Origin of the sequence: Vibrio sp. F13, assembly GCF_020806305.2 — a bacterium.
Classification (GTDB): Bacteria; Pseudomonadota; Gammaproteobacteria; order Enterobacterales; family Vibrionaceae; genus Vibrio; species Vibrio crassostreae_C.
Genome location: NZ_CP170175.1, coordinates 764,889 through 790,309, shown reverse-complemented (window position 1 = coordinate 790,309; position 25,421 = coordinate 764,889). Strand labels below are relative to the sequence as shown.

Sequence of the window (25,421 nt, the reverse complement as noted above, 5' to 3'; positions counted from 1 at the left end):
ATGAAGTATTTCCTATGAACGGGTTGAGTCGGTTAAAGCCAAACTCTTTGGTTGCCAGAACATTGTTACTGACCTTGTTAGCTGTGGTGATAGCTCAAGGTATCGCAACGTCTATTTGGTATAGCGAATCCAAACACAAAGAACTGGAGGGGATTCGTTCTGCCTCTTCAAGCATGGCCAATATGTTTGCCTCGACGGTGACTTTCTTCCAGTCTCTGCCCGTTAAATATCGCCATATCGTGTTGGATCAAATCCGCAATATGGGCGGTACGCGCTTCTTCGTTTCTTTCAATAAAGAGGCGTTGATTGTCGAACCGATCCCTGACACCCGTTTAAAAACCGCCTCGATTGAAGCGATAGAAAGTGTTTTGAGTAGCAAGCTCAATAAAGTCGAATCAGTGCGGGTTGATTTCTCTCGCCCTGAACATCTTCGTTTGCTTAAAAATGACATCTATTTGAGCGATCTCCCACGATCGTGGGCACATCATACTTTAACCTTAGAACCTCTTAACCCTCCTATTCTGGTTGTTCAGATAGAATTAGCCAGTCATGAATGGGTGTATATCGCCGCGTTGTTGCCTGCGCCTTACGTCAAACTCGACGATACGATTCTCGGCAGAGAACAGGTGATCTTCTTAGTTTCCTCGACCCTCATTCTTTTGGTTTTGACTTACTTGATGATTCGTCGGCAAGTACGCCCTCTTAAAAAATTAGCAAGAGCGGCCAATGAGATGAGTATGGATATTCAGCAGCCGCCACTTAACGAAGAGGGGGCTACTGAGCTGGTGACGGCGACCCGAGCGTTTAATCGAATGCAGCAACGGATTCGTCGCTATGTTGCCGACCGTGAGCACCTTTTCTCTGCAATCTCACATGATTTAAAGACACCAATAACACGGCTTAGACTACGAGCCGAGCTATTGGAAAGCGAAGTAAAGAAAGACAAGTTCAATAAGGATTTGGATGAGCTTGAGATGATGGTTAAGGGCGCTTTACAAGCGGTAAGAGATACCGACCTTCACGAAAACAACGCCATTATCGACCTCAATGAGATGATGCTCTCCGTGATTGAACTGCACAACCAACATCAAACCTTGGTTGAGTTTGAGCCCATTGTGGTTGACCCGTTAGTCGCCAAACCATTAGCCATTAAACGTGTGCTGACCAATCTTATCGACAACGCTGTGAAATATGGGACATCAGCTGAAGTCGATATTAACAGTGATTCGGTGTGGGTTATCGTGACTATTCAAGATCACGGAAAAGGTATTCCTGAAGACAAGTTAGAGTTGGTGTTTGAACCTTACTTCAGGCTCGCCACTGACGACCAAGGACACGGTTTAGGGCTTGGAATCTGTCGAAACATCCTACACGGACACGGCGGAGATCTCATTATTCGTAACTCCCCTCAAGGCGGCTTAGAAGCTAAAGTCTATATTCCACGCGGCCTAGAAGTTTAATGTAACAATTGTGTTACATTGAGCTTACCTTTTGTTTCAATCTTACAAATCAGAATAAGTAGACTCTGTATTGAACCGGACGTCGAGTCCGCTAAAACATGGAAGATAATAATGAAAATCAATAAAACCCTACTTACTCTATCTCTTCTTGCTGCCTCAACATTTTCTCAAGCTGGTGAAGTGGAAGTGCTTCACTGGTGGACTGCCGGTGGCGAAGCGAAATCCGCAGCTGTACTGAAAGAGATGATTGAAGAACAAGGCCATACTTGGAAAGATTTCGCTGTTGCTGGTGGCGGCGGTGAAAGTGCGATGACTGTTTTGAAAACTCGAGCAGTGTCGGGCAATCCTCCATCTGCGGCGCAGATTAAAGGTCATGATATTCAAGAGTGGGGTGGTTTAGGTTTTCTAACGTCTCTCGATGCAACTGCGAAACAAGAAAAATGGGATGAGCTACTGCCAGAAGTGGTCACTAAAGTGATGAAGTGGGATGGCGAATATGTCGCAGTTCCTGTCAACGTTCACCGTGTTAACTGGCTTTGGGCGAACCCTGTTGTTTTAGAAAAATCAGGCGTGACGGTTCCAACTACGTTAGATGAGTTCTTTGTTGCCGCAGACAAGATTAAAGCGGCTGGCTTCATTCCACTGGCTCACGGTGGTCAACCTTGGCAAGACGCTACGGTATTCGAAGCTGTAGCACTTGATGTACTAGGCAGTGAAGATTACAACAAAGCGTTCGTTGATCTGGATATGGACGTGTTATCTGGCGACAAAATGGTGGAAGTGTTCACCAAGTTCAAAAAGATGCGTGATTACATCGACAGCAACTCTCCGGGTCGTGATTGGAACGTAGCAACTTCGATGGTTATCAATGGCGAAGCGGCAATGCAGATCATGGGTGACTGGGCGAAAGGTGAATTTACTGCGGCAGGCAAAGTACCGGGTAAAGATTACATCTGTGCACCAGCACCGGGCACTGATGGCCAATTCACTTTCAACATCGATAGCTTTGCGTTCTTTGAGCTGAGTGACAAAGAGAACCAAAAAGCGCAGCAAGACCTAGCGAAAACCATTCTTACCAAAGATTTCCAAGAAGTCTTCAACCTTAACAAGGGTTCTATCCCTGTACGTCTAGATATGGACATGTCTAAGTTCGACCAATGTGCGTTGGATTCAATGGCAACCTTCAAAGCGAGTGCGAAATCTGGCGATCTTGTTCCGAGTATGGCTCACGGCCTAGCGACAACAAGCTACGCTCAAGGCGCGATTTACGACGTGGTAACCAACTTCTTCAACGAAAAAGATGCCGATCCAAAACAAGCGGCGGCTAAGTTAGCGAAAGCTGTGAAAGCGGCTATCTAATATAACTTGATAAGCGACACACAACGCACGTGAGTGACGGGTTGTGTTGCTTTACCAAACCCCCAGGGTGGGTAGGCTCGTAGGGAGCCTATCTACTCTTCACTCCCAATTCTGATATGCGTGATGCTGATGTGGTGCCGAAAGGTAAGCCATTGGCTCGATTGTGCAACAAGGATAAGTTATGGAGCATGTTTTGACTGAGTCGACTCCAAAACCCACAAGGAGCCAGCCTGCGCCCAAGCCTAGCTTTGCTGACAGGTTGCAACATTGGTTACCCAAGATTGTACTGGTGCCGACCGCGTTAGTGACCGTGGTGTGTATCTACGGCTATATATTCTGGACGGCGGCGCTGTCGTTTACGAATTCTCGATTTTTACCGAGCTTCAACTTTGTTGGTTTAGCTCAATATGAAAAGCTGATGGACAACGATCGCTGGATCACCTCAATCACCAACCTCGGTGTGTTTGGTTTTCTGTTCATGGCGATTGCTATCTTGTTGGGTGTGGGTTTGGCGGTATTGCTTGACCAGAACATCCGTCAAGAAGGCGCGATTCGTACCATTTATTTATACCCAATGGCCTTGTCATTCATCGTGACGGGTACCGCTTGGAAATGGATTCTCAATCCGGGTCTTGGCATTGAAAAACTGATGCAAGATTGGGGCTTTACCGACTTCAAATTCGATTGGTTAGTCGACTCTGAAATGTCGGTCTATACCTTGGTTATCGCAGCACTTTGGCAGTCGTCAGGCTTCGTGATGGCGATGTTCTTAGCCGGCCTTCGTGGCATTGATTCTTCAATCATCAAAGCCGCTCAAATTGATGGGGCGAGCTTACCCACTATTTATCTGAAAATCATTCTACCTTGCTTGCGCCCTGTGGTTTTCAGCGCGGTGATCATCACCTCACACATTGCGATTAAGAGTTTCGACCTTGTGACCGCGATGACAGCGGGTGGCCCAGGTTATTCATCGGATCTTCCTGCGCTATTCATGTACGCACACTCATTTACGCGTGGACAAATCGGCCTTGGTGCTGCCAGTGCCATGATGATGCTTGCTGGTATCTTAGCGATTCTCGTGCCTTATCTTTACTCTGAACTTAGGGAGAAAAAGTCATGATGAATAACATCAATTTTGCTCGAATCTTTATTTATTCAGCACTGCTTTTCTTCTGCTTGGTGTATCTAATGCCATTGTTTGTCATGGCGCTGACCTCATTCAAAGCTCTGCCAGACATCAAGGCAGGTAACTTGATGAGCTTACCGAAAGAGTGGGTGTTTGATGCTTGGTATAAAGCGTGGGACACCGCCTGTACGGGCGTGAAATGTGAAGGCATCAAAGGCTACTTCTGGAACTCGTTCCAAATGGTGATTCCTGCGGTTGCGATTTCAACATTGCTCGGTGCATTCAATGGTTATGTAGTGACGAAATGGCAATTCCGAGGCTCGAATCTGTTCTTCAGCTTACTGTTGTTTGGTTGCTTCATTCCGTTCCAAGTGGTGCTACTACCAATGGCAACCATGCTCGGCAAGATGGGGCTAGCGAACACAACCATCGGCTTGGTGATTGTGCACGTTATCTACGGCATGGCGTTTACAACTCTGTTTTTCCGTAACTTCTACATCTCGATTCCGGATGAATTGATCAAAGCAGCAAAACTGGATGGTGCAGGCTTCTTTACCATTTTCTTCAAGATCTTATTACCGATCTCTACGCCTATCATCATGGTGACGGTGATCTGGCAGTTCACCGCAATCTGGAACGATTTCTTGTTCGGGGTGGTGTATTCCGGCTCAGAGACTCAGCCAATCACCGTAGCATTAAATAACTTAGTCAACACCAGCACGGGCGTTAAAGAATACAACGTTGATATGGCTGCCGCGATCATCGCCGCGCTGCCAACGCTGTTGGTGTATGTCTTCGCAGGAAAATATTTTGTTCGTGGCCTAACGGCAGGATCAGTAAAAGGATAATTACCCATGGCAACATTAGATTTAAAACAGATCCGTAAAACCTATCGCAACGCGGACAACGAAACGTTAAAGGGCATCGACATCAGTATCGATTCGGGGGAGTTCTTGATACTTGTCGGCCCTTCGGGGTGTGGAAAATCCACCCTAATGAACACCATTGCTGGGCTAGAAAATATTAGCTCGGGTGAAATCGTGATTGATGGTGTTGACGTGGCCCAGGTTGAACCTAAAGACCGCGACATCGCGATGGTATTCCAGTCGTACGCACTTTACCCAAACATGACGGTACGCGGCAATATCGCCTTCGGCTTGAAGATCCGCAAGATGCCACAAGACGAAATCGACGCAGAAGTGAATCGCGTCGCTGAAATGCTACAAATCGAACAACTGCTTGATCGTAAACCATCGCAGCTATCTGGTGGTCAGCGTCAACGTGTCGCTATGGGGCGCGCTTTGGCGCGTCGTCCTAAGCTGTATCTGTTCGATGAGCCGCTTTCTAACTTGGATGCCAAGCTACGTGTCGAGATGCGACACCAGATCAAACGTCTGCACCAAAAGCTGAACACCACCATTGTCTACGTGACCCATGACCAAATCGAGGCGATGACCTTGGCTGACCGTATTGCGGTGATGAAAGATGGTGAACTGCAGCAACTCGGTACGCCGCAAGAGATCTACACCAAGCCAAATAACATGTTCGTGGCGGGCTTTATGGGTTCACCATCTATGAACTTCATTAAGACCATGGTGGATTTGGATGATGAGCAGAATCCGATCATCAAAGTAACGGGTACAGCTGAGCAAGAGCACCACATTCGATTACCACAAAGCATGCGTGAGCAAGATGGCAAAGAAGTGGTGATTGGCCTGCGCCCTGAACATATTACCGAGCAGGAAAGTGAAGATGTGTCGGCAACGACCAAGCTAGACTTGCAGTTAGAAGTGCTAGAACCAACAGGGCCAGATACGATTGCGATGGTGAAAGTGAACGACCAAGAAGTGGCATGTCGCTTGTCGCCAGAATTTGAAGTGTCAGTTGGGCAAATGGCGCCGCTGCATTTTGACTTATCAAAGGCGGTATTCTTTGATGCTCAGACTGAAGCGAGAATTGATTTTTAGTTTTTGAGACAGTAGCTCAATGAGAGTCTAAGCTTAAGCAAAGGCAGTATCACTAATTACTAATAAGTAACGTGATGCTGTCTTTTTTGTGTTTTAGCCTGTTTTATTTCCTCACGAAAACAGAGGGATAAACGAGATAAATGGATTAACTGCAATAATATCGCTAATTAGCCTCCGTTAGCTCTATAAAGCTGACCGAGAACAGCGTAGGATCGCGCTACTTTAGACCAAATATTAGGTTGCACATTAGTGCATAAACAGAAGAATACATGAAACTAACAGCAAAACCCTCAGCTAGTAACGCTTTACTTATTTCTATTACGACACCGGACTTCAAAGGTGACGAAGCAAAAGAGTCTCTTGCCGAACTTGCTCGCTTAGTAACAACCCTAGGGTTTAAAGTGGTCGGTACACAATCACAGCACCACAGTTCAACACAACGACAAAACGTGTTGGGCGCAGGTAAGCTTGCAGAAATTGCACACTTAACCGGTTACCAAGGTTCGATTGAAGAAGCCGAAGATGAAGATTTTATCGATGAGTCTTTTGATTTTCGTGCTGGTATCGATGAGTTAGATTTTGATGATCTTCCATCTGAAGACGTGGAGTTTGGTACTGCTGACGTAGTGGTATTCGACTGTGATTTGAGCCCATCTCAACTGCGTAATGTAGAAGCTCACTTGGGTGTCGAGGTGTTTGACCGTACTGGTATCATCATTGAGATCTTCAGCCGTCATGCTCGTACTCGTACCGCACGTCTGCAAGTTGAAATCGCTCGACTAAACTACCTAGTGCCTCGACTGCGTGAGACGGCCGACGGTGATAAAGAGCGTCAAATGGGTCAGGGTGCAGGTGAAACTTCACTAGAGCTAGACCGCCGTAAAGTACGTGACCAAATTGCTGCACTTAAGCGTGAGCTGGTTAGCGTACAAGACGAAATGAAGAACCGACGCACTCAGCGTTCGGAGCTTTTCACTGTTGCTCTAGTTGGTTACACCAACGCGGGTAAATCTTCGATGATGCGTGCAATGACCGCAACAGAAGTGAGTGGTGAAGACAAGCTATTCGCGACCTTAGATACCACGGTGCGTGCGCTTCAACCAATTACTCAGCCGCGTATTCTGGTTTCGGATACAGTGGGTTTCATTAAGAAACTGCCACACGATCTTGTTGCCTCATTCCACTCAACGCTAGCAGAAGCGCATGATGCTTCATTGCTGCTTTATGTGGTTGATGCTTCTGACGTTTCATTCCGCGCACAGCTTGAGGTGGTACATGAAGTACTAGCGCAAGTGGGCGTTGAAGGCAGCGAAAAGCTATTAGTACTGAACAAGTGCGATAGATTGAGCGAAGAGGAACAGTTAGAGCTGATCGAAGAATTCCCAGATGCGATGCTAACGTCAACTCGTGACCCGTTAGATATCACCAAGCTGCACAAGTACATTGTAGGTGTTGCTGAACAAGGCATGATCGAAGAAGAGATCACGATTCCTTATTCTGGACAAGGCATCATCGGTGAGATTCGCTCAAACATGAGTGTGGTGAAGGAAGAATACGACTACGAATGCATCAAGCTTACTGTACGCTCAAGTGCAATTGATTTAGCGCGCTTGAAAAAGCGTATGCAGAAGTCTTAATTTTGTAGCGAGCCTGGCAAGAACAACCAAAAGAAAAGCGACCCGATAAGGTCGCTTTTTTGTTTCCTGTCGCTGAGTAATTAGTTACTCGTCAACCAGTCCATTTAGGTCATTTACGCCATTCTTTGAGTTGGCTTCCATCGTGCTAGTTCTGGATCAAGCTTGATGCCTTGCGAAGTCAGCAGGTTAACACGTGCTAAGTAAGCCGCACCGTGCATCAGGTGCTTAGCAAGGTCGACCGCATTACGCTGCTGGTAATCATCTAGGTAGCTGTCTTTTGCCCACGCGTTGAATGCGCCAAGTGCAGGGCCAGCCCATACTTGATAATCCATTTCACGACCTTGTTCGCCCGTGTTTGACCAGCGGCTAGAAAGCCCCAAGTACCAGCGGAAAATCAACGCCATTTTACGCTTCGGGTTGCCTTCAGCGCGTTCGATCTGTTTAGGGTCGCGCTCGTTAAAGTGAGCAACAGTACCTGCCCAGATGTCATCCAATGTTGAACGGAATACCTGCTTCTCTAGCTTTTGACGTTCTTCAACTGGAATCGCTTCAATGGAGTCGTAGCGTGTGTAGATCTCGTAAAGCTTGTTTGCACGCATTGGGAACAAGGTACCGCGCTTAACCACTTGCAGCTTCACGCCCATTTCGAACATGTCTGCTGCCGGAGCCATAGTCACGTCAGCCATTTCAGTTGTCGAAAGCAGCTTACGTGTGTGTTCGCTCGCGCCAGCTTCAACACAGGCTTGGTTAATAGAACCAGTAACAATGTATGCCGCGCCCATGTTAAACGTCGCTAGAGCAGCGTCAGGCGTGCCTACGCCACCACCACAGCCAACACGCAGCGGTGTTTTGAACTGGTACTGTGCTTGGATTTGCTCTTTCAGTGCAAGAATCGTTGGTAGTAGGGTAACCAGTGGACGATTGTCGGTGTGACCACCAGAATCGGCTTCTGCAGTAATGTCATCAGCCATAGGAACCAGCTGTGCTAGCTCCATTTGTTCTGCTGTGATTCGACCTTCATCAACCAAAGCTTGCAGCATTTTCACAGGAGCAGGTTGCATGAACTTGCTTGCGACTTCAGTACGGCTCACTTTTGCGATGACTTTGTTGCCGATCTGGATTTCACCTTGTGCATCACGGCTAAGGCCAGCAGCACGATAGTGAACAATTTGCGGTGTTAAACCTAAGAAGGCAGAAGCCTCAACCGTTTTCACTTTGTGCTTCAAAAACAGCTCTACACTGCCGCGTTCTAGTGCTGGTTCACTTGGGCTGTGAATCAAGTTAAACGCGTAAGGACCGTTTGGTAGTGCAGCTTGAATGCGGTTGATCGCTTGCTCAACGCGAGACGGGATTAAGCCCGCCGCGCCAAATGAACAAAGAATGCCAGCTTGACCAAGAGCAATCACCAACTCTTCAGATGAAATGCCATTTGCCATTGCGCCAGCATAGTAAGCGTATTTCACGCCATGACAGCGACGAAAATCTTCGTCGCCTAGGCTTTGTGTACCAAGAGCTGGAGCAAAGGCGCTAACCGGTTGGCTGTTCGCCGAGCTTGCTGAATCGCCTGATGCAATCTCAGCTTGTTGGCTTACGCCTAAGCCTTTTTCTGGGTGGTTCACTACGTAACAAGCAAGGCTTAAATCTTTCAAAATTGTCGACATTGCTGCGTTATCGAAATGGGTAGTGCTCCCTTCAATCTGCCAAGGCCACGGAGATAGCTTTTCGTTATTAATTGTAGTTTGAGTTGTCATACTAAATTCTTTCCTAATTCTTTGTCTCTAATGGCGGCTTATGCTTTATCGATAGCAGGGGCTTCTTCGATACAAATCGCGATGTCTTTCACTTCGTAAATACGCAGACCATCTTTGCTCAGGTTTGCGTCACCAACGATGATGCGTTTGCCGTCTTCGTCTTTAACCGCTGTGATATGTACATCGAGAGACATCTGTTTGTTCAGAGGGTTAATCTGACCACGGTATTTCCATTTCACTTCAGATTGGATTTGACCGAACTTTGGATTGCGGAAGTCAGCGCCAAGATCTTTGTTTAGCGCATAGGTTTGCATCAGCTCGATGATCGCTTCGACACCTAGAGAACCTGGCATTACAGGATCTTGATGGAAGTGGAATTGGAAGAACCAATCACTTGGGTCAATCGTACGCTCAGCGTATAGGTAACCAAGACCGTCTTTACCACCATCGCTAGTGATCTGCACGGTATCTATAAAGTTCAAACGACCGCCGGCCAATTTGTAGTGCTCTTGTACTTCACCAGTAGACGAGACAGGTGCATTGAAGTAACGCGTCGTTTTGTCTAGCAGGTTGATGTTTACATCCGGCGTGCGGTTGTTATCAACGTGCCAAGGATGAGTCACCTTACCGTTGTCCAAACCCAGTTGGTCTTTCAGTGCTGCGCCTTTGAAGTAACCAAATACCGCTGTACCTTCGTAGAATGGCACGCCGTCAGTGCTCAGTTCGAAGCTAAAGCTCTGTACGATGTTTGTACCCATCATTACGGTTGAAAGCAGGCGAGAATCGTTGGTGATCGTTTTGCCACGCAAGTCGACGTTACGCAGCATTTTGCCGCTGCCGTCTAGGTTACGGAAAAACAGTTCTTCACCTGGGAAGCCCAGAGTGGTGCCCATGTAGCCAGAGATGAAGCCGTTTGGCTGCAGTGAAATCTCCATCAATACCGAATAAGGCATCAATGTGTGGTGGCTGTTCTCATCAAAGTACCATGCATTTTCTGGCACTTCGTATTCTGCGATACACGATGAAGGCTTCTTGAAGTCGCCACGCTTGCCATCAATCTCTACGACACGAGTGGTTAGCTGTAGATCGCCACACGGAGTACGTGGTGGGATCATTCCACGGTAGATTGAGAAGTCAGGGCCGAAACATTTCTCGATATCGCCCGTTGCGAATTCGAACATGTGGTAAGGCGTGAACGGAACCGTATCGGGTGTGCGATTTGGGTAATCTGGCGTAACCGGCGCTTCAACGTGTTGAAGTGGAATCACACCTTTGTTTGGTGCAGTTTCTAGGTCTTCAATTTGAGCCATCAATGGCGCATTGGCTGAAGCTTGTTGGTTCACTGCTGGCGTATGGCCCAAGCTTTCATTGTCCAAGTTTTCGATAACAGGGGTCGCGACAGCTGTTTCTAAAGAGGGCAGGTAACGAGTACATTCGTCGTCTTCTTTGATCATCACACCTAAGTTTTGGAAATCAACAATCACTTTGCCGTTGAGCAAGATATCGATGTTGGCTTTCGCGTATGGACGAGGGCTTAGACCAATCTCAGTCACTTCCATGCGGTAAGTCAGTTCTGCCGATTGTGGTAGAACTTGACCACGACAGCGTACTTGTTGAGGGGCATTTTCAAGCGGTTGGAAACGCCCATTTTGAACAAGCGTGTGCATGCCAAGGTGCATCATGAAGAACTGAAGCAGTTGACCACAACCTTCTGCCATCAAAGAACCAGCCATTACTGAGTCATCTTTGAAGTGACAAGGGAAGTACCAGTGCTCAGGCTCTAGCTGCTTGTGACCTTCAATCAGACCAAGTCCCCACGTGCCGCCTTGCGGTTCAACACGGCTAACCTTTTCGATCATCATGAACTTCTCTGAGCTGAAGCACAAAGAAGGCTGGTGGCGATTAGATTGGTGAGTTGGGCCAAAACACTCTGCAATGTTAGCAGTCAGTAGATGACGTAATTCTTGGTGGTTAAACTGGGTTTTAGGGCAGTGCAACATAGGGTCGAAGCGTTGCTTAGTTGCAAGCTTACGAGCCTTGATTTCATCTTCAGTGTGAATCACGCCCTTGCCATCGGCTAGCTCTTCATCAGTGAAGAAGCCCGCACAGCCGTTATCCATTTTCAGGATCATCTTGTCGCCAACGAAACATTCGTACGAGAAGAAGAACAGTAGCGTGTCGCCATTGCGAGCAAAGCTGTTGATTGAGATGTCGTAACGCAGCGTATCGCCACCACGAGGCAAGTCGCCAAGGAAGGTCAGTGTACAATCAAGCAGGCGATAAACACGCTCGCCTTTGTTTTCGAAATCAATGCCTAAGTAGCTGATCAGCATTAGGTCACACTGACCAGATTCTACCGCTACAGCCCAAGGGATTTGACCATCAACAAGATACGGCGCATCAACTGGGATGTCGTACTCTGTGGTCATGGTGCTTGGCTTGTATTCGTTCACTGTCGCGTTGAGCTTGGTTACACGAGATACCAATAGGTAGTCTGTGGTTGGTAGGCGAACGCGGCGCGAGTAGCTATCGATGATCGCGTAGTCAGGGCCAAATACATTGGCGATGTCGCCTTCAGCGTATTCAACCAGATCATCGTAATCCCAGATACATGGTTTACGGATAGGTTTTACTGGTGCTGGTGTCGCAAGTGCGTTTACTGGCGCTGACTGAACCTGAGCTGGTTGAGCTTGCACAGGCTGAGTTGATGTTTCGGCTGAGCTATCTAAACCAGACGTAATTGCGTTTAACTGTGCTTTTAATAGCGCATCAGCCATCTGCATGCCTTGGGCACGAGTGTGCAGGAATGCTTTGTGTACCTGTTGAGCTGCTTGCTGATTTTGAGCAAAAGCTTGGTTGTGTGGTGTTACAGACGGCTGTGATGCTGCATCCGTATTAGCGTCGATATTTGATACGCCATTTTTAGCGGATAGGACATGAGTCATATTGCTGTGGTTACCTGTTAGCTGACTGTGGCGAGTTGGCGCCAGAGTAGGGGATACTGATGTAGGAGTTTCGATGACTGGCTCTACCGCGTTCTGCGCTAATGCCTTCTTCTCTAACTCTTTTTGCGCAAGGGCTGCTTTGATGTTTGCTGTCGTTGGAATCGACGCCACTTTTGCTGCTTGTTTGCCAGAAGCTTTCTGCTGAATCGTTGCCAAGTTAGTCACTGGGGTTTGGGCAATATGTTGATAGATATCGCGACCACCAAGAGTCACTTGCTTAACCAATTGACGTTTAGCATCGCTCGCCAGTTCATTGCTTAAACGAACGGAAAGTGACTGAGATTCAACACTCGACTGGCTTAGTAGCAGCTGTGAACATTGTCCTTCGCTGATGTTGGCAACAATCGCGCTCTTAGAGCTGATATTTGGATTCAGAGACTCAAGGTTCAGGTTGAGGAGACCGTGTAGCAGGCTTGCCATGCCAGAAGCTGCAGAGCAGTGACCAACACGTTGGCTCGCTTGAGTGGTCTTGGTAACTTCCAAGTTGAGAGATACAAGCTCGTGTGACAAAGACTCAGGTGCATGGTTAAGCTCAAGCAGAGAAACATCGTTTGAGCTCATACCGACTTGAGTCAGTAACTCATCAACAACGGCGTTGTTACGCTCGCTTGAGCCAAAGGCCAAGGCGTTAATGCTGCCGTAAGCTGTGTCTTGGTTGCTCGCTACTCGACCTTCTTCCACAAGAACAATTGCACCTGCGCCTTCGCCCACATTCCAACTGCCGTCTTGCGGTTGTCCGAATTTTGGATCAAGCGACACTGGGCTCACGCTGTTCTTCAGAATCACATGTTCCGCACTGCCGCTTAGGTCGACGGCTGCAATCACGACTGCATCCATGGATTCTTGCGACATCAGGTTTTGCGCGACATCGACACAACGAGCAACTGACTGTTCAGCGGCTGAAATCGTAAAGGCAGGGCCATTAAAGTCCCATAATGAAGAGATGCGCGAAGCCATTATATTGCCGATGAAACTGGTGTATTGGTTCAGTTTGGCTGCGTCCATCACACTGTCCATCGCGATGGTTTCTAGCGATTGGTATTCGTCTTGTGTTAGCTCAATACCCATGTTGGCAAAGCTGTCAGCCAATTGGCTATGCAGGTTTACGCGTCCACGGAATTGGTGCATCTCAAGCTCAGTTTCCATCGCTACCAGTACTGCAACCTTTTGGCCTGCCACAAGCTTGGCATCTTTGATCGCTTCGTCTGCAACTTTCATCAGTAGCAACTGCTGAGAGATCAAACGGTCATCTTCATTCGGCGGTACTTTGAAGCGTAGGAAATCGAGGTCGAATTGATCGATGTAAGCCCCGTTTGGAATGCCGTGTAAACCAAACTGATTCAGCAGTTCTGGATGTTGGTCTAAACCTTTCCAGCGCTTCTTAGGCAAAGCAATGAAAGCATCGTTGTTGGTTTCAATCGCAGTGCTCAGCGCGTTGATGCTTTGCAGAGAACCGAAGTGAGACGCTAGGCCAGTAATGCTTAAATTAGACGGCTGTAGGCTTGGAGATGCCGACTCTAGAGTCTGGTTTACATGACTCTTATCTGAGTACGCTTCAAGCAGTAAGTGTGCGTTACAACCACCGAAACCAAATACAGAAACACCCGAACAGCGCTCTGAGTTGCCCGCTTTACTTGGCCAAGGTTGAACTTGCGTTGGTAGCGTCTGTGAGCCAAATAAACCTTCTGGCGACGATAGCGGCTTGTCCAAATTAATACTTGGCGGAAGAACACCTTCTTTCATCGCAAAAATCATCTTCATGATCCCCGGCATACCCGCCGCAGTCAGTAAGTGACCGAGGTTGGACTTCGCAGAGCCAATCAATGGCGGGTTAGAACCATTCAGTTTGTCAGCAAAGAAACGTTCCATTGAGGTTAGCTCAACCTTGTCACCTAACGGTGTGCCGGTTGCGTGACACTCAATTACTTCGATGCTGTCTGGTGTTAGGTTAGAAGCTTCGTAAGCGCGTTCAAAGGCTTGGACTTGTCCTTTGCTATTTGGGCTTAATACGAACTGACCACGGCCATCGTTCGACAAGCCGATTCCACTGACGACTGCGTAGATGTTGTCGCCATCACGCTCTGCATCAGCCAAACGTTTTAGGACTAAAACACCGGCACCTTCGCCAGCAAATAGACCTTTACTATTGCTATCAAACGGAACCGAAACACCGTGGTCAGGGTAAGCGTGGAAGATGGAGAAACCCATGTTGATAAAGAATGGGTCAGCACCGGATACCGCGCCTGCCAACATCATGTCGGCTTTGCCCGTGTTCAAGTAATCACACGCTAACTTCAATGAATACACTGAGCTTGCACATGCCGCATCTAGGCTAAGTTGCACGTTGCCTAAACCTAGCGCATCAGCCACTAACTTCGAGGCGTTGTGTGCTGCAGCACCATTGATCGGATTAAGGTCTTGCGCGGTTTCATTGGTTGGTAGCAGTGAAAACTGGTCATTAGCCAATTTAGCTTGTAGTGCCTTTTCGACGACCGAGTGATACATCGGCAGAAACAGGTCGTTCGAGCGTGTGGTTGGGAACGAAAGGGCACCCATGATCACGCCTGTACGCTCTAAAACATCGGCATTTAAATCAATGCCGGCGTCAACTAACGCCTTACGACTGGTATCCAAAGCCCATAGGAAACTTTGGTCAACACCGTTGAATGATTCTGCTGTCAAGCGGTAGCCATTGCTGTCGAAATTGAAGTTTTCGATGTAGCCGCCTTTATCACAGTAAAAGCGGTCTGACTCACCTTGCACGCCCTGATAGCTTTCAGGTTTAGCACCTAACTTTTCAGCGCTTAATGTGGTGCGAGAATCTTTTTTATCTAGCAAGTTTTGCCAAAAGTCTTTTGGCGTATCCGCTTCTGGATACTGGTTAGCAATACCAACAATCGCGATCTTATTGCACTTCACTTGCTGCTTATTCTTAGTTTGAGCCTGATACTGGTTCGATTGAGAACTCATACTAGCTCTCCTTGATGATTCACTGCGCTGCCTTGAGGCACACCGCTTAATTGCTTAGCTGCGGTGATCTGTTGTTCTAGCCCTTGAATAAGTGGCTCGACAGACAGTGGAATTTGATGAGTAATGAGCTGGCCAATACACTTGATGAGCGTGACAATATCGTCACCACCCTTGGCATTGGAAGCGATTGTGCAGTACTGGTCGGCTACGTTGTCGCTACGATTGATCTTGTCGATCAATGTGCTGGTTTGACGATCGGCACCTACTTCGACAAACAGACGAGCACCTTGCTGACGCACACTCTGGATCAACGCGGTGAAATCCAGCGTCGAACAGAAAGTATCGGCAATTGAAAGGGCGATGCTGTCGCTGTCGATATTGATTGGTGCGCCCGTCGTTAGACCTGCTGCGCTGATAAAGCGGATATGCTTTGGCAATTCGTCGAACAGTGGTTGCGTGTAAAACTTACGCACTTGGCTATGTTGGCTCAATGCTGGTGTGGTGTGCATTGCGGTAACACGATTCGCGGCAATGCCACGTTTACCCAGTTTTTTGAGCAATGCACGACATGTGCTTTCACAACCTGCCAGTACGCAAGTGTCACCTTGGATGATAGCGAGATAAGCGCGTGGAAACTCTGGTAACAGAGCCTCAATCGCTTGCGCATCACTGCGAACCACAAAGCTGTTCCATTGGATGCTTTCGTCGCCGTTCAGCTGCCAATCTTGACGCACTGCAGTGAGTTCGCCAGAAATTGCCGTGGTGAAAATAGGGCTAGTTTGAGTCATCTCAATCAGCGCATGTGGGTTTTTCCAAACATTTAAGCTGGCCCACATGGAAGCCTCACCCTTGGAGTAACCCAAAGCGAAATCTGGCTGCACTTTGAATTCATCACATAGCAGTTGTGTTAACAGGTAACTACTGCCTACACCGGCAATTGCCAATTCACTAAGCGACATTTCTTGCGAATCTTCAGCGTAGGTTTTCTCTGCCTGCAGCATCTCTTTCAAGTTACCCTCACGTTCTAAACGAGCAAATAACTGTGGGAAATGGTGGTGAAAATCGCGCAACATACCGGGATAAACCGTGCCAACACCAGGGTAAACAAATGCAACACCACCTTTGCTTTGAGGCTTTGGAGAGAAACAACTGCCTGCCGGAGTTTTGTATTGGCTATTGTCAGCCATTACTTTTGGCAGCGCATTTTCTAGCGCTGTGATTTCTTGCAATGCAGCATCAATTGAAGCCGCTTGAATCACTATGTTCGCGCTAAGGCCAGCATTGTGTTGAATGCTTTGGAAGTGACTTAGGTTTGAATGCATCAGGGTGGCGATAGCAAGTTCGCTGTCTGCCGCTTCGTTAACGCATTGAAGCTCCACTCTTAACGAGGTTAACTGAGAAACCAATTCGGCTTGGTCGTAGCCAGAAACCACAAACATCAAACGCTCGCTCGATAGCAGTGGCTTTGGTTCTTGCAAACCGGTCGCTTGAGTCAATATCAGGCTGGTGGCTTTTTGGCTATCGTCACTGAAAGTTAACGCAGCAACACGTGCTTTGTTCGGCTCAGTGAACCAATAGTGGCTGGGTAATGAATAGCTCGGCAATGAACGGCTCGATATCGCCTCAATCATATTCAACAACTCATTAAACTGCTGCGAAGCAGATAGGGTTGAGTATTGTTGTTGATGGCTTAAATCTGAAGCGGGGCGGCGTGACATCTCTAGAGCAAGCTGAACGCTATCTCCATTATCTAGATCGAGAGTTTCGGCAAAGCCCGCTAAATTCGCGTGTGGGTGAATCTTATTCTGAGCAGCATTCAGCGCACTTAACATCAACAATGATGGTGAGTGAGAACCCAAACAGAGTTTAACAGCAGTGCCTAGATTTACAGTCTCAATCGCACGGCTAAGTGCTTGATTAAAATTGCCATCAACCACAACAGTTATCATGTCTGGGAACGAGAGGAATAAGTCGGCAGAAAGCTCAGCCGCGTTTGCTGGCTGAGCTAAAAGAGCGATGCGCAATGGCATCGCTTTATTAGAAGGAACAGTCACTATGACAATTGCTCCTTTTCTGCGTTCTTAGTCGCCTCTTTCTTCGATACTGCTGAGCTAGATTTCGGCAAAAATGCGTCATTTAAGCTCTTGCTGATGGTGACTTTTGCACCTTTCATTACCGCGCTTAAACGACCATCTTGGTGGTAAAGCGAGATATCAGCTTGCAGCGAACGAGCCGTGCTTTTTATCACGCTCAGCTCTAGCCAACCTTGGTCGCCATTGTGCATCGGTGCGTAACAAACAAACTCACCGATTGCAGACGGTAGGCTTGCCGCGCCGTATTTCAATCGAGCCCATACCAGCATGGCTTGTAGTAAATAATCTTCCGCGAATGGCTGGCTATCACCAAAACCTTGCTTCGGAATAAATGATCCGCAGTCGCTGTTTTCAATCTGAGGTAGTTGGCACTGAGCCAATAAGCCTAAGTCGTCAAAGCGTTCGACTGAAGTAATACCTTGCAATCTTGGTCCATGAAACAGAGTGCCGTCACTGTATAGAGCTTGTGCCGTTGTTACAGGTGCTGAAGTGTTGGCCTCAAAGCGTTCTACTGACGCTTGTTGAACATCTTCAGATACTTGCACAGAGGCAACTTGCAACTGAGCTTGATACTGTGGTCGCCCTTGGCAACTGATCACCGCTTTTAGCTGATCTTTTGATTTAGCATCAGAAGACGGCTTTTTAGTGTCTGCAGACAAGACAAGCGTTAGCTCTAGCACTTCATCAGTATCAAAAATCACACCCTTAAGCAGTTTGTAGTTGTGAACGCTAACGTTCACCCCTAACAGTTGCTCTGCGACTTCACGCATCCATTGGATGGCACACACTGTCGGTAACACTGGGTTACCTGCAATGCAGTGATCTTGAATGAAAGGTAATGCCTTCGGATCAAGATGACGTGTCACAGTGATGCTTGTATTCAGCGGACTCTTTGCAAGATGCACAGACTCCGCATTAAGCTTTTTTACAGCAGCTTCCTTGTTGTCAGAACCTTGCATGCTCGTGCCAACCAGCAATTGAATGCCAGTTTCGTTCAGTAGTTGAGAACTAAATAGCTCTGCACCCGCCTGAAGAGGAATTACGTACACACCGCGCTCTGTAAACATACGTTTCAGTGCTGCGTTGACCATGCCACCGTCCCACGGTCCCCAGTTGAAGCTCATCACTTTCGCTTGAGGGTTACGAGCAGACAGCTGTAGAGCCGCTTTGTTCAGGATCTCGTTGGACATTGAGTAATCGCTTTGGCCTGTGTTTCCGTAGAAACCCGCCGCCGAAGAGAACATCGCAATCAGTTTTAGCTTGCTGCTATCAAGACCACCAAGAACCGCTTCTAGCCCGCCCACTTTGGTGCCGTAAACCATGTTCAGTTCATCAAGCGTTTTGTCTTGAATATGCTTGTCAGCCAGTACACCTGCACCGTGGATAAGACCTGTGATGCCTTCGAAGTTTGCCAGTGTTTTTGCTACTGACTCATGGTTCGATACATCTAGGCTTAGGTATTCAGCGCTCGCGCCGATCTCATTGAAAGCGGCAAGTGCTGCGTTGATTTCAAGGCTGCTCAATACAGGTTTTAGCAAGGCATCTACTTTCTTCGGCGTTGGTTTGTCACCTGTTGCTTGTAGGTGAGCGATAGCCGCTGGTTTTAGCTCTTTCTCTTGCTTACCTTGTGCCCACTGAGGTAGCTCAACTGAAGTAATATGCTTACTACGACCTGCAAGAACGAAATGAGATTTACATTGCTTAGCAAGCGTCAGTGCACATTCAAACGTCACGCCTTTAGCGCCACCCGTCACGAGAACTTTGTCGCTCTTGGTGAGTTGAGCGCCTGTGTTTTTAGTTTGTGCAGCGCCTGGTGTTGTCGCAATCAGTGTTGCACGACCAGATTCACCGTTTTCCGTATGGCTAAGGCCGATTTCAACCGTGTTGGTATCGATATCGAACAGTTCACCTGTGATAGCTTCAGCTAGGTGACGAGCATCAATAGAAGCGTCAGCATCCAATGCACGGCAGAATACGTTTGACCATTCATGGCTCAGTGTCTTAGTTAGACCAGATAGAGCCGCTTGGTTAAGTTCTGCATTCGCTAATTGCTTAGTATCTAGGTAACCAAAGCCACCATCGATACGGCTTAGTGTGAAGAACACGCTACGACCAGAAACGGCATTCAGTTGGCCATTTAGGTGCTTGGCGAATAAGAACGCTGTCGTCAGTGAAGCTCTTGAGTCTGCATTCAAGTTAACCGCTTGCTCGTTGCTTTGTTTAGCATCAACGATAGCTTGTAGGTGAATGAAGCCAGCAATCACTTTGTTCGAGGTTTTAAGGTCTGCTTCGATGTCGTTAATAACTGCAGTCACACCAGCATCATCGACGCTGTTGAGTGTGTAGCTTGCGATTTCACTGTTTAAAGGTGACGCGGCAGAAAGAGCACTACGCACTACAGCAACTTGAATGCCGTTAGCGGTCAACTTTTCTGCTAGAACACCGGCGTTGTGACCATCATCTGTGATCACGACACAAGCGTCTTTTGAGAAACAATCGACGAGTTTATCTGCCGCTGGTAGCTTTTTTAGCGCTACCTCATTGTGTGGAGGAAGTTCCGCTGTCGCTGTTTCTGCGATAGGCGTTACTGATTCAGCTTTAGCAGTCGCTACAGGTGCAGCAACGGATAGCTTGCTTTGCATGTAGGTAACGATTTCACCAAGAGTACGACACTCAGCTAAGTCTTCAGGGTTTAGCTCTGGCAGCGTTGGTAGCTGGTCTTGAACCGTACCCAAGATCTCAACGCGTTTAATCGAATCGATACCAAGGTCAGCTTCCATGTCCATCGCTAGGTCGAGCATTTCTGCTGGGTAGCCTGTTTTGTCGGCAACCACTTCCATCATAGTTGATTGAACGTGAGCAGGGTTTAGGTCGTTGCTCGTGCTTTCTACAGCGGCTTCTGGAGCAGGAGCTACTGTCGCTGCTTCCGAATTCGGAGCTAGCTTGCTGTTCATGTAGTCTACAATTTCACCCAGAGTACGACACTCAGCTAGGTCTTCAGGGTTTAGCTCTGGCAATGTTGGTAGTTGATCTTGAACTGTTCCAAGGATCTCAACACGTTTGATTGAGTCGATGCCAAGGTCTGCTTCCATGTCCATTGCTAGGTCGAGCATTTCTGTTGGGTAGCCAGTTTTATCCGCTACTACGCTCAGCATTGTGCTTTGAACTTGTTCTGCGTTTAAACCGTTTGATACTGCTTGCGCTGGTGCAGATGCTTGAGCTGCTACTGGAGCAGAAGCTGGAAGCTTACTGTTCATGTAGTCAACAATTTCGCCTAGAGTGCGACATTCAGCTAAGTCTTCAGGTTTTAGCTCTGGAAGAGTCGGTAGTTCGTCTTGTACCGTACCTAGGATTTCAACACGCTTGATTGAGTCGATACCAAGGTCAGCTTCCATGTCCATTGCTAGGTCTAGCATTTCAGTCGGGTAGCCCGTTTTCTCTGCGACTACTTCTAACATGGTTTTTTGAACGACAGCCGCATCTAAACCATTGCTAGCTGTTGCCGGAGTAACTACTGGTACTTGTGAAGACACTGGAGCAGAAGCTGGAAGCTTGCTGTTCATGTAGTCAACGATTTCGCCAAGAGTACGACACTCAGCCAAGTCTTCAGGGTTTAGCTCTGGAAGAGTAGGCAGTTCATCTTGAACCGTACCAAGAATCTCAACACGCTTGATTGAATCGATACCAAGGTCAGCTTCCATATCCATTTCTAGATCAAGCATTTCCGTTGGGTAACCTGTCTTCTCAGCAACCACTTCTAGCGTGGTTTGTTGAACGACTTTCGCATCAAGACCGTTAGCGGCTTGAACAGGAGCGGTTGCGCTTGGTTGTGCTGCCACAGGCGCTGATGCTGGCATCTTGCTGTTCATGCTTTTACTGTTCATGTACTCGACGATTTCACCAAGAGTACGACACTCAGCTAGATCTTCAGGGTTCAGCTCAGGTAGGTTCGGCATTTCGTCTTGAACGGTACCAAGGATCTCTACACGCTTGATTGAGTCGATACCAAGGTCTGCTTCCATGTCCATTTCTAGATCAAGCATTTCCGTTGGGTAACCCGTTTTCTCAGCGACCACTTCTAGCATCACTTTTTCAGCATCGGCTGTTTGTACTGCTACTGGTGCAGCCACAGGAGCTGGTTGTGCTTTTACTGGCACAGGCTGAGCTGCAACAGGTGCTGCTGCTTGAGCGACTACTTGTGGTGCAGGAACGGCTTTCTGTACTGGAGCTTTCTGAGCTACCACATTTTGAACAGGTGCTGCTTGTACTTGAGCTACAGGCTGTTGGACGATAGCTGTTGGAGTAGCTGGAGCTTGAATCGCTGGCTGAGCATTTACAGAAGCAATGAAGGTTGGTTGTGTCGTTTGTACTGAACCTTGCGTCAGCATATTAAGTGCTGAGTTGTTGCTGTGTGCTTGCATCTCTAGGTAATGAGCGTGAGCTTTTAGCGTTTCAGCTTGGTGCTGGTGGAACATTTCCATAGAACGTTGCAGGTTCTCTGGAATTGTTACGCCTGCTGTTGCCATTTTCGCTTGCTCAGACATTAGGGTATTGAACGTGTCACCGTATTGTTGAGGAATCGCAAGGAACTGCTGATGTACTTCTGCTGCTTGTTGTTGAGCATTGAAGAACGATTGCAGTGAAGACTCATCAACCGTTACTTGAGCTGCTGGCTTAATAGTCGCTGGTGCAGGTTGCGCCATTTGAGGCTGCTGAGCTGCTGTTGCTACTTGCACACTTGGTGCTGGAGCAACTGACGGTTGTACATTTGAAGCTTGAGGAGCAGCCACAGGTACTTCAACGATTTCTGTTTTAATCACTTCTTTTTCCACGATTTTCTCGACTTCAACTTTCACTTCAACAATCTCAGTCTTTTCGGTGACGTTGCCCGAAGCCAATGATTGATCCATTTTCTTACGAGTAGCAGGGCTGATGTAGTTGGTTGCATTCAGCTTGATGTTCATTGGTGATGCCTTCGCAGGTTCAGCAATGTCAGCTTGGTAAGGGTCAATGTTGTCTAATGAAACACCAGCCACGCACAGTTGAACCGCAGCTAAGCGAAGCTGTTGGTCACTGTCGCCTTTAGGGCTTGGGTTGATGCTGATTGCGTAAAGCTCTTCGTTCTTATCAGCCAATGTTTTCTCAACCAGCTTTTGAAGAATGTTTTTAGGACCGAACTCAACGAATACGCGCGCGCCGGCTTCATACATCGCTTCAATTTGCTCGCTGAAACGAACCGATTGCAGCATGTGCTGTTTGAATGCTTTCTTGATCGCTTTAGCGTCTTTGCTGTGCAGTTTGCCCGTTGCGTTTGAGTAAAGCGGCAGCGTTGGAGCGCTGAATGAAGCTTTATCAATTGCAGCAGCAAACGGTTTTTGAGCGTGAGCAACAAGTGGAGTGTGGAAAGCGCCGGAAACAGGCAGAGCAATCGCTTTGAAGCCTTGTTCTGTTAGCGCTTGAGCTGCTTGTTGAACCGTCGCTGTTGGACCTGCAATAACCAATTGAGTCGGAGCGTTGTAGTTGGCAATGCTCACGCCTTCGAATTGGCTGATGCAGCTTTCAACGGCTGGAAGCTTGTCTGCGTCTAGGATGACCGCAAACATAGTACCGCTGTCGCCTTGTTCTGGTGTCGCCGCCATCGCATCGCCACGAGCGAAAGCTAGCTGGTAGTAATCGTCTTGCGAGATAACACCTGATGCACATAGTGCGCTTAGCTCACCAAAGCTGTGGCCTGCGACCATGTCTGCTTTGAAGCCAGCTTGAGTCATGATGTCGAACTGACCCATAGACACAGTACCAATCGCACTTTGCGCATTGGCCGTGTTGGTTAACACCGCTTCTTGAGCTTTGGTTGCTTCTGGTGTGAAGGTTGGAATGGGGAATAGAATTTGGGACAGAGCCGTCTTCTTGTGCTGACCAAATACTTGGTCCGCTTGAGTAAGCTGTTGGCGCATCTCTGGGTAATGACAAGCAAGCTCGCGACCCATGTTGAGATATTGCGAACCTTGACCTGCAAATAGCGCTGCTACTTTACTAGTGCCGTTTTCAGCAATCAGTGCTGACTCACGGTAGCTAGTACCGTTTGGCATCTGCCAATGTGCTTTGGTTTGGCTCTCAAGCATAGGAATCGCTTGAGTCAGTTGCGCTTGAAGGTCTGCTTGGTCAGTTACAACTAAACCAAGACGAGCATGCTTAGCGTCAACTTCGCGTAGAGCGTGTTGCTCAGCAAGCGCTTCCAGTTTGAACGCTGCATCTGCAGTTTGAGTTGAAACCTGTTTAAGTTCATTGATCAGTGCTTGACGAGATTCTGCGCTGAATAACAGAGTTTGCGGCACTTGGCGTTGACGGTATTTGTCACCGCGAGTGTGCTCTGGTGTGTACTCTTCCAATACCACGTGGAAGTTAGTGCCACCAAAACCGAATGAGCTGATACCTGCACGGCGTGGTGTGCCGTCGACACGTTTCATCCAAGGGCGCGTTTGTGTGTTTAGGTAGAACGGCGAGTTTTCGATATCCAGTTTAGGATTCGGAGCCGATACGTTAATCGTTGGCGGCAGTACTTTGTGGTGCAGTGCTAAGGCAGCTTTGATTAAACCTGCAGTACCCGCGGTTGATTTAGTGTGACCAATTTGAGATTTCACAGAGCCTAACGCAATGTGTTGCTTCTCTTCATTGTTCTCACTGAATACCGAGTTTAAGCCACCAAATTCAGCAACATCGCCTGCTGCAGTACCTGTGCCGTGCGCTTCTAGTAGGCCAAGCGTGTGCGGTGCGAAACCTGCATCATCATAAGCACGTTTGAGTGCTTTTGCTTGTCCTTCAGGGCGAGGCGCGTAAATACTCTTGAACTTACCATCCGAAGAAGAACCGACACCTTTAATCACTGAGTAGATTCTGTCGCCGTCACGTTCAGCATCTTCAAGGCGCTTAAGAGCAACCATGCCGATGCCTTCACCAATCATCATGCCTTTTGAATCGATGTCGAAAGGTTGAATGGTTTCGTTTGTAGTGAATGCTGGGGTTTTAGAGAAGCTCATGTACATGGTTGGTGAGTTATCAGTACACACACCACCAGTGATCATCATTTCACTGCGGCCTTCAACCAGCTCGCTCAGTGCCATGCGCATTGCGGCTAGAGAACCTGCACACGCAGCATCTACTACACAGTTGATGCCACCAAGGTCAAAGCGGTTAGCAATACGACCTGAAATTACGTTACCTAATGAACCAGGGAATGAGTTCTCTTCCCAGTGGATGTATTGGTCTTGGAATTTTTTGATCAGCATTTCGCTGTCTTCGTCGTTGATGCCACTGCTCTTGAAGACTTTTTTCAAAACAGGGTATTGAAGACGAGCATTCAAGCTTTGAGCGATCTTCTGACCACCGCCTACACCGAGTGTAATACCGATCTTATCGCGATCGTAACCTTCAGGAAGTTTCGCATCTTCAAGTACTTCTTTTGCCACGATCAGAGATAGCAGCTGTGACGTATCAGTCAGTTCTAGGATATTTGGCGGAAGGCCGAATTCCATAGGGTTGAAGTCAACTTCTGGGATGAAGCCACCGCGCTTACAGTAAGATTTGTCTGGCGTAGTACGATCTGAATCGTAGTAATCTTCTGGGCGCCAGTGTGTATCAGGCACTTCGGTAATTGCATCGATCTTTTCGCTGATCAAATCCCAGAATTTGTTTAGGTAGCGAGAGTTCGCAAACATGCTTGCCATACCAACGATAGCAATAGGCATGTCTTTAAGACGTTTATTAAGTCGAGTGTCGTCGACTGATTCCGGTGTATTTTTTTCGGGTTGGCTCATTATGAGTCTCCACTTGAAATCACTGAGGGCGATGTCGTGTTTTGAGGCTGCGCTTTTAATTGAATCGAAAATAAATCTGAAACAGATTTGGGCAAACGCAGCTGAAGAGTAAGGCTGCCGAAAGTTGGCCACCTGACTGAAATAGGGGGTGCGAAGTTCATTGACTTGCAGACGTTGAGAACGTGTTTCATGCGTGAAGGGGGTATTCGAATGTGAGGTTAATGTCCATTTAAATCCTG

10 protein-coding genes are annotated in these 25,421 nt (G+C 47.8%); 6 read left to right on the top strand and 4 right to left on the bottom strand.

The features are described 5' to 3' along the window. The first annotated feature begins 14 nt into the window (after positions 1 to 14). The 6 genes from LMH68_RS03550 to hflX all read left to right on the top strand — a co-directional run bounded on the left by LMH68_RS03550 (position 15) and on the right by hflX (position 7,549). The gene (locus LMH68_RS03550) at positions 15 to 1,460 is read left to right on the top strand and encodes an ATP-binding protein (protein ID WP_017064094.1); all 1,446 of its coding nucleotides are present in this window, start codon (positions 15 to 17) and stop codon (positions 1,458 to 1,460) included. A 111-nt stretch (positions 1,461 to 1,571) separates the two neighbouring features. Continuing rightward, positions 1,572 to 2,819, top strand: a complete 1,248-nt coding sequence (locus tag LMH68_RS03545) for an ABC transporter substrate-binding protein (protein WP_017066147.1) — start codon at positions 1,572 to 1,574, stop codon at positions 2,817 to 2,819. 181 nt (positions 2,820 to 3,000) lie between these two features. Further along, entirely contained in the window at positions 3,001 to 3,939 is a 939-nt protein-coding gene (locus tag LMH68_RS03540; protein WP_229647702.1) for a carbohydrate ABC transporter permease, read from the top strand. Continuing rightward, positions 3,936 to 4,793 carry a carbohydrate ABC transporter permease gene (locus LMH68_RS03535; protein WP_229647703.1) on the top strand — a complete coding sequence of 286 codons (858 nt, stop codon included), beginning with the start codon at positions 3,936 to 3,938 and terminating at the stop codon, positions 4,791 to 4,793. The genes LMH68_RS03540 and LMH68_RS03535 overlap by 4 nt, the downstream gene beginning before the upstream one ends. A gap of 6 nt (positions 4,794 to 4,799) precedes the next feature. Next, positions 4,800 to 5,912 carry an ABC transporter ATP-binding protein gene (locus LMH68_RS03530; protein ID WP_017066148.1) on the top strand — a complete coding sequence of 371 codons (1,113 nt, stop codon included), beginning with the start codon at positions 4,800 to 4,802 and terminating at the stop codon, positions 5,910 to 5,912. Between the two features lie 269 nt (positions 5,913 to 6,181). Next, complete coding sequence (hflX, locus tag LMH68_RS03525) at positions 6,182 to 7,549, top strand: GTPase HflX (protein WP_229647704.1); 1,368 nt, start codon at positions 6,182 to 6,184, stop codon at positions 7,547 to 7,549. Positions 7,550 to 7,662: 113 nt separating this feature from the next. On the opposite strand, the gene pfaD is transcribed toward hflX, so the two are convergent. The 4 genes from pfaD to LMH68_RS03505 are packed head-to-tail and all read right to left on the bottom strand — an operon-like array spanning position 7,663 to position 25,182. Further along, positions 7,663 to 9,300: an eicosapentaenoate synthase subunit PfaD gene (gene pfaD / locus LMH68_RS03520; protein WP_229647705.1), complete on the bottom strand. Its 1,638-nt coding sequence runs from the start codon at positions 9,298 to 9,300 to the stop codon at positions 7,663 to 7,665. Between the two features lie 38 nt (positions 9,301 to 9,338). Then, entirely contained in the window at positions 9,339 to 15,275 is a 5,937-nt protein-coding gene (locus LMH68_RS03515; protein WP_229647706.1) for a beta-ketoacyl synthase N-terminal-like domain-containing protein, read from the bottom strand. After that, positions 15,272 to 17,329: a PfaB family protein gene (locus LMH68_RS03510; protein ID WP_229647707.1), complete on the bottom strand. Its 2,058-nt coding sequence runs from the start codon at positions 17,327 to 17,329 to the stop codon at positions 15,272 to 15,274. The genes LMH68_RS03515 and LMH68_RS03510 overlap by 4 nt, the downstream gene beginning before the upstream one ends. Beyond that, entirely contained in the window at positions 17,329 to 25,182 is a 7,854-nt protein-coding gene (locus LMH68_RS03505; protein WP_229647708.1) for a type I polyketide synthase, read from the bottom strand. The genes LMH68_RS03510 and LMH68_RS03505 overlap by 1 nt, the downstream gene beginning before the upstream one ends. Positions 25,183 to 25,421: the final 239 nt, after the last annotated feature.

Bases quoted from the DNA above. Each gene is read 5' to 3' on its own strand.
- LMH68_RS03540 (WP_229647702.1), top strand. From the start codon at position 3,001: ATGGAGCATGTTTTGACTGAGTCGACTCCAAAACCCACAAGGAGCCAG.
- pfaD (WP_229647705.1), bottom strand. From the start codon at position 9,300: ATGACAACTCAAACTACAATTAATAACGAAAAGCTATCTCCGTGGCCT.
- LMH68_RS03515 (WP_229647706.1), bottom strand. From the start codon at position 15,275: ATGAGTTCTCAATCGAACCAGTATCAGGCTCAAACTAAGAATAAGCAG.
- LMH68_RS03535 (WP_229647703.1), top strand. From the start codon at position 3,936: ATGATGAATAACATCAATTTTGCTCGAATCTTTATTTATTCAGCACTG.
- hflX (WP_229647704.1), top strand. From the start codon at position 6,182: ATGAAACTAACAGCAAAACCCTCAGCTAGTAACGCTTTACTTATTTCT.
- LMH68_RS03545 (WP_017066147.1), top strand. From the start codon at position 1,572: ATGAAAATCAATAAAACCCTACTTACTCTATCTCTTCTTGCTGCCTCA.
- LMH68_RS03530 (WP_017066148.1), top strand. From the start codon at position 4,800: ATGGCAACATTAGATTTAAAACAGATCCGTAAAACCTATCGCAACGCG.
- LMH68_RS03550 (WP_017064094.1), top strand. From the start codon at position 15: ATGAACGGGTTGAGTCGGTTAAAGCCAAACTCTTTGGTTGCCAGAACA.
- LMH68_RS03505 (WP_229647708.1), bottom strand. From the start codon at position 25,182: ATGAGCCAACCCGAAAAAAATACACCGGAATCAGTCGACGACACTCGA.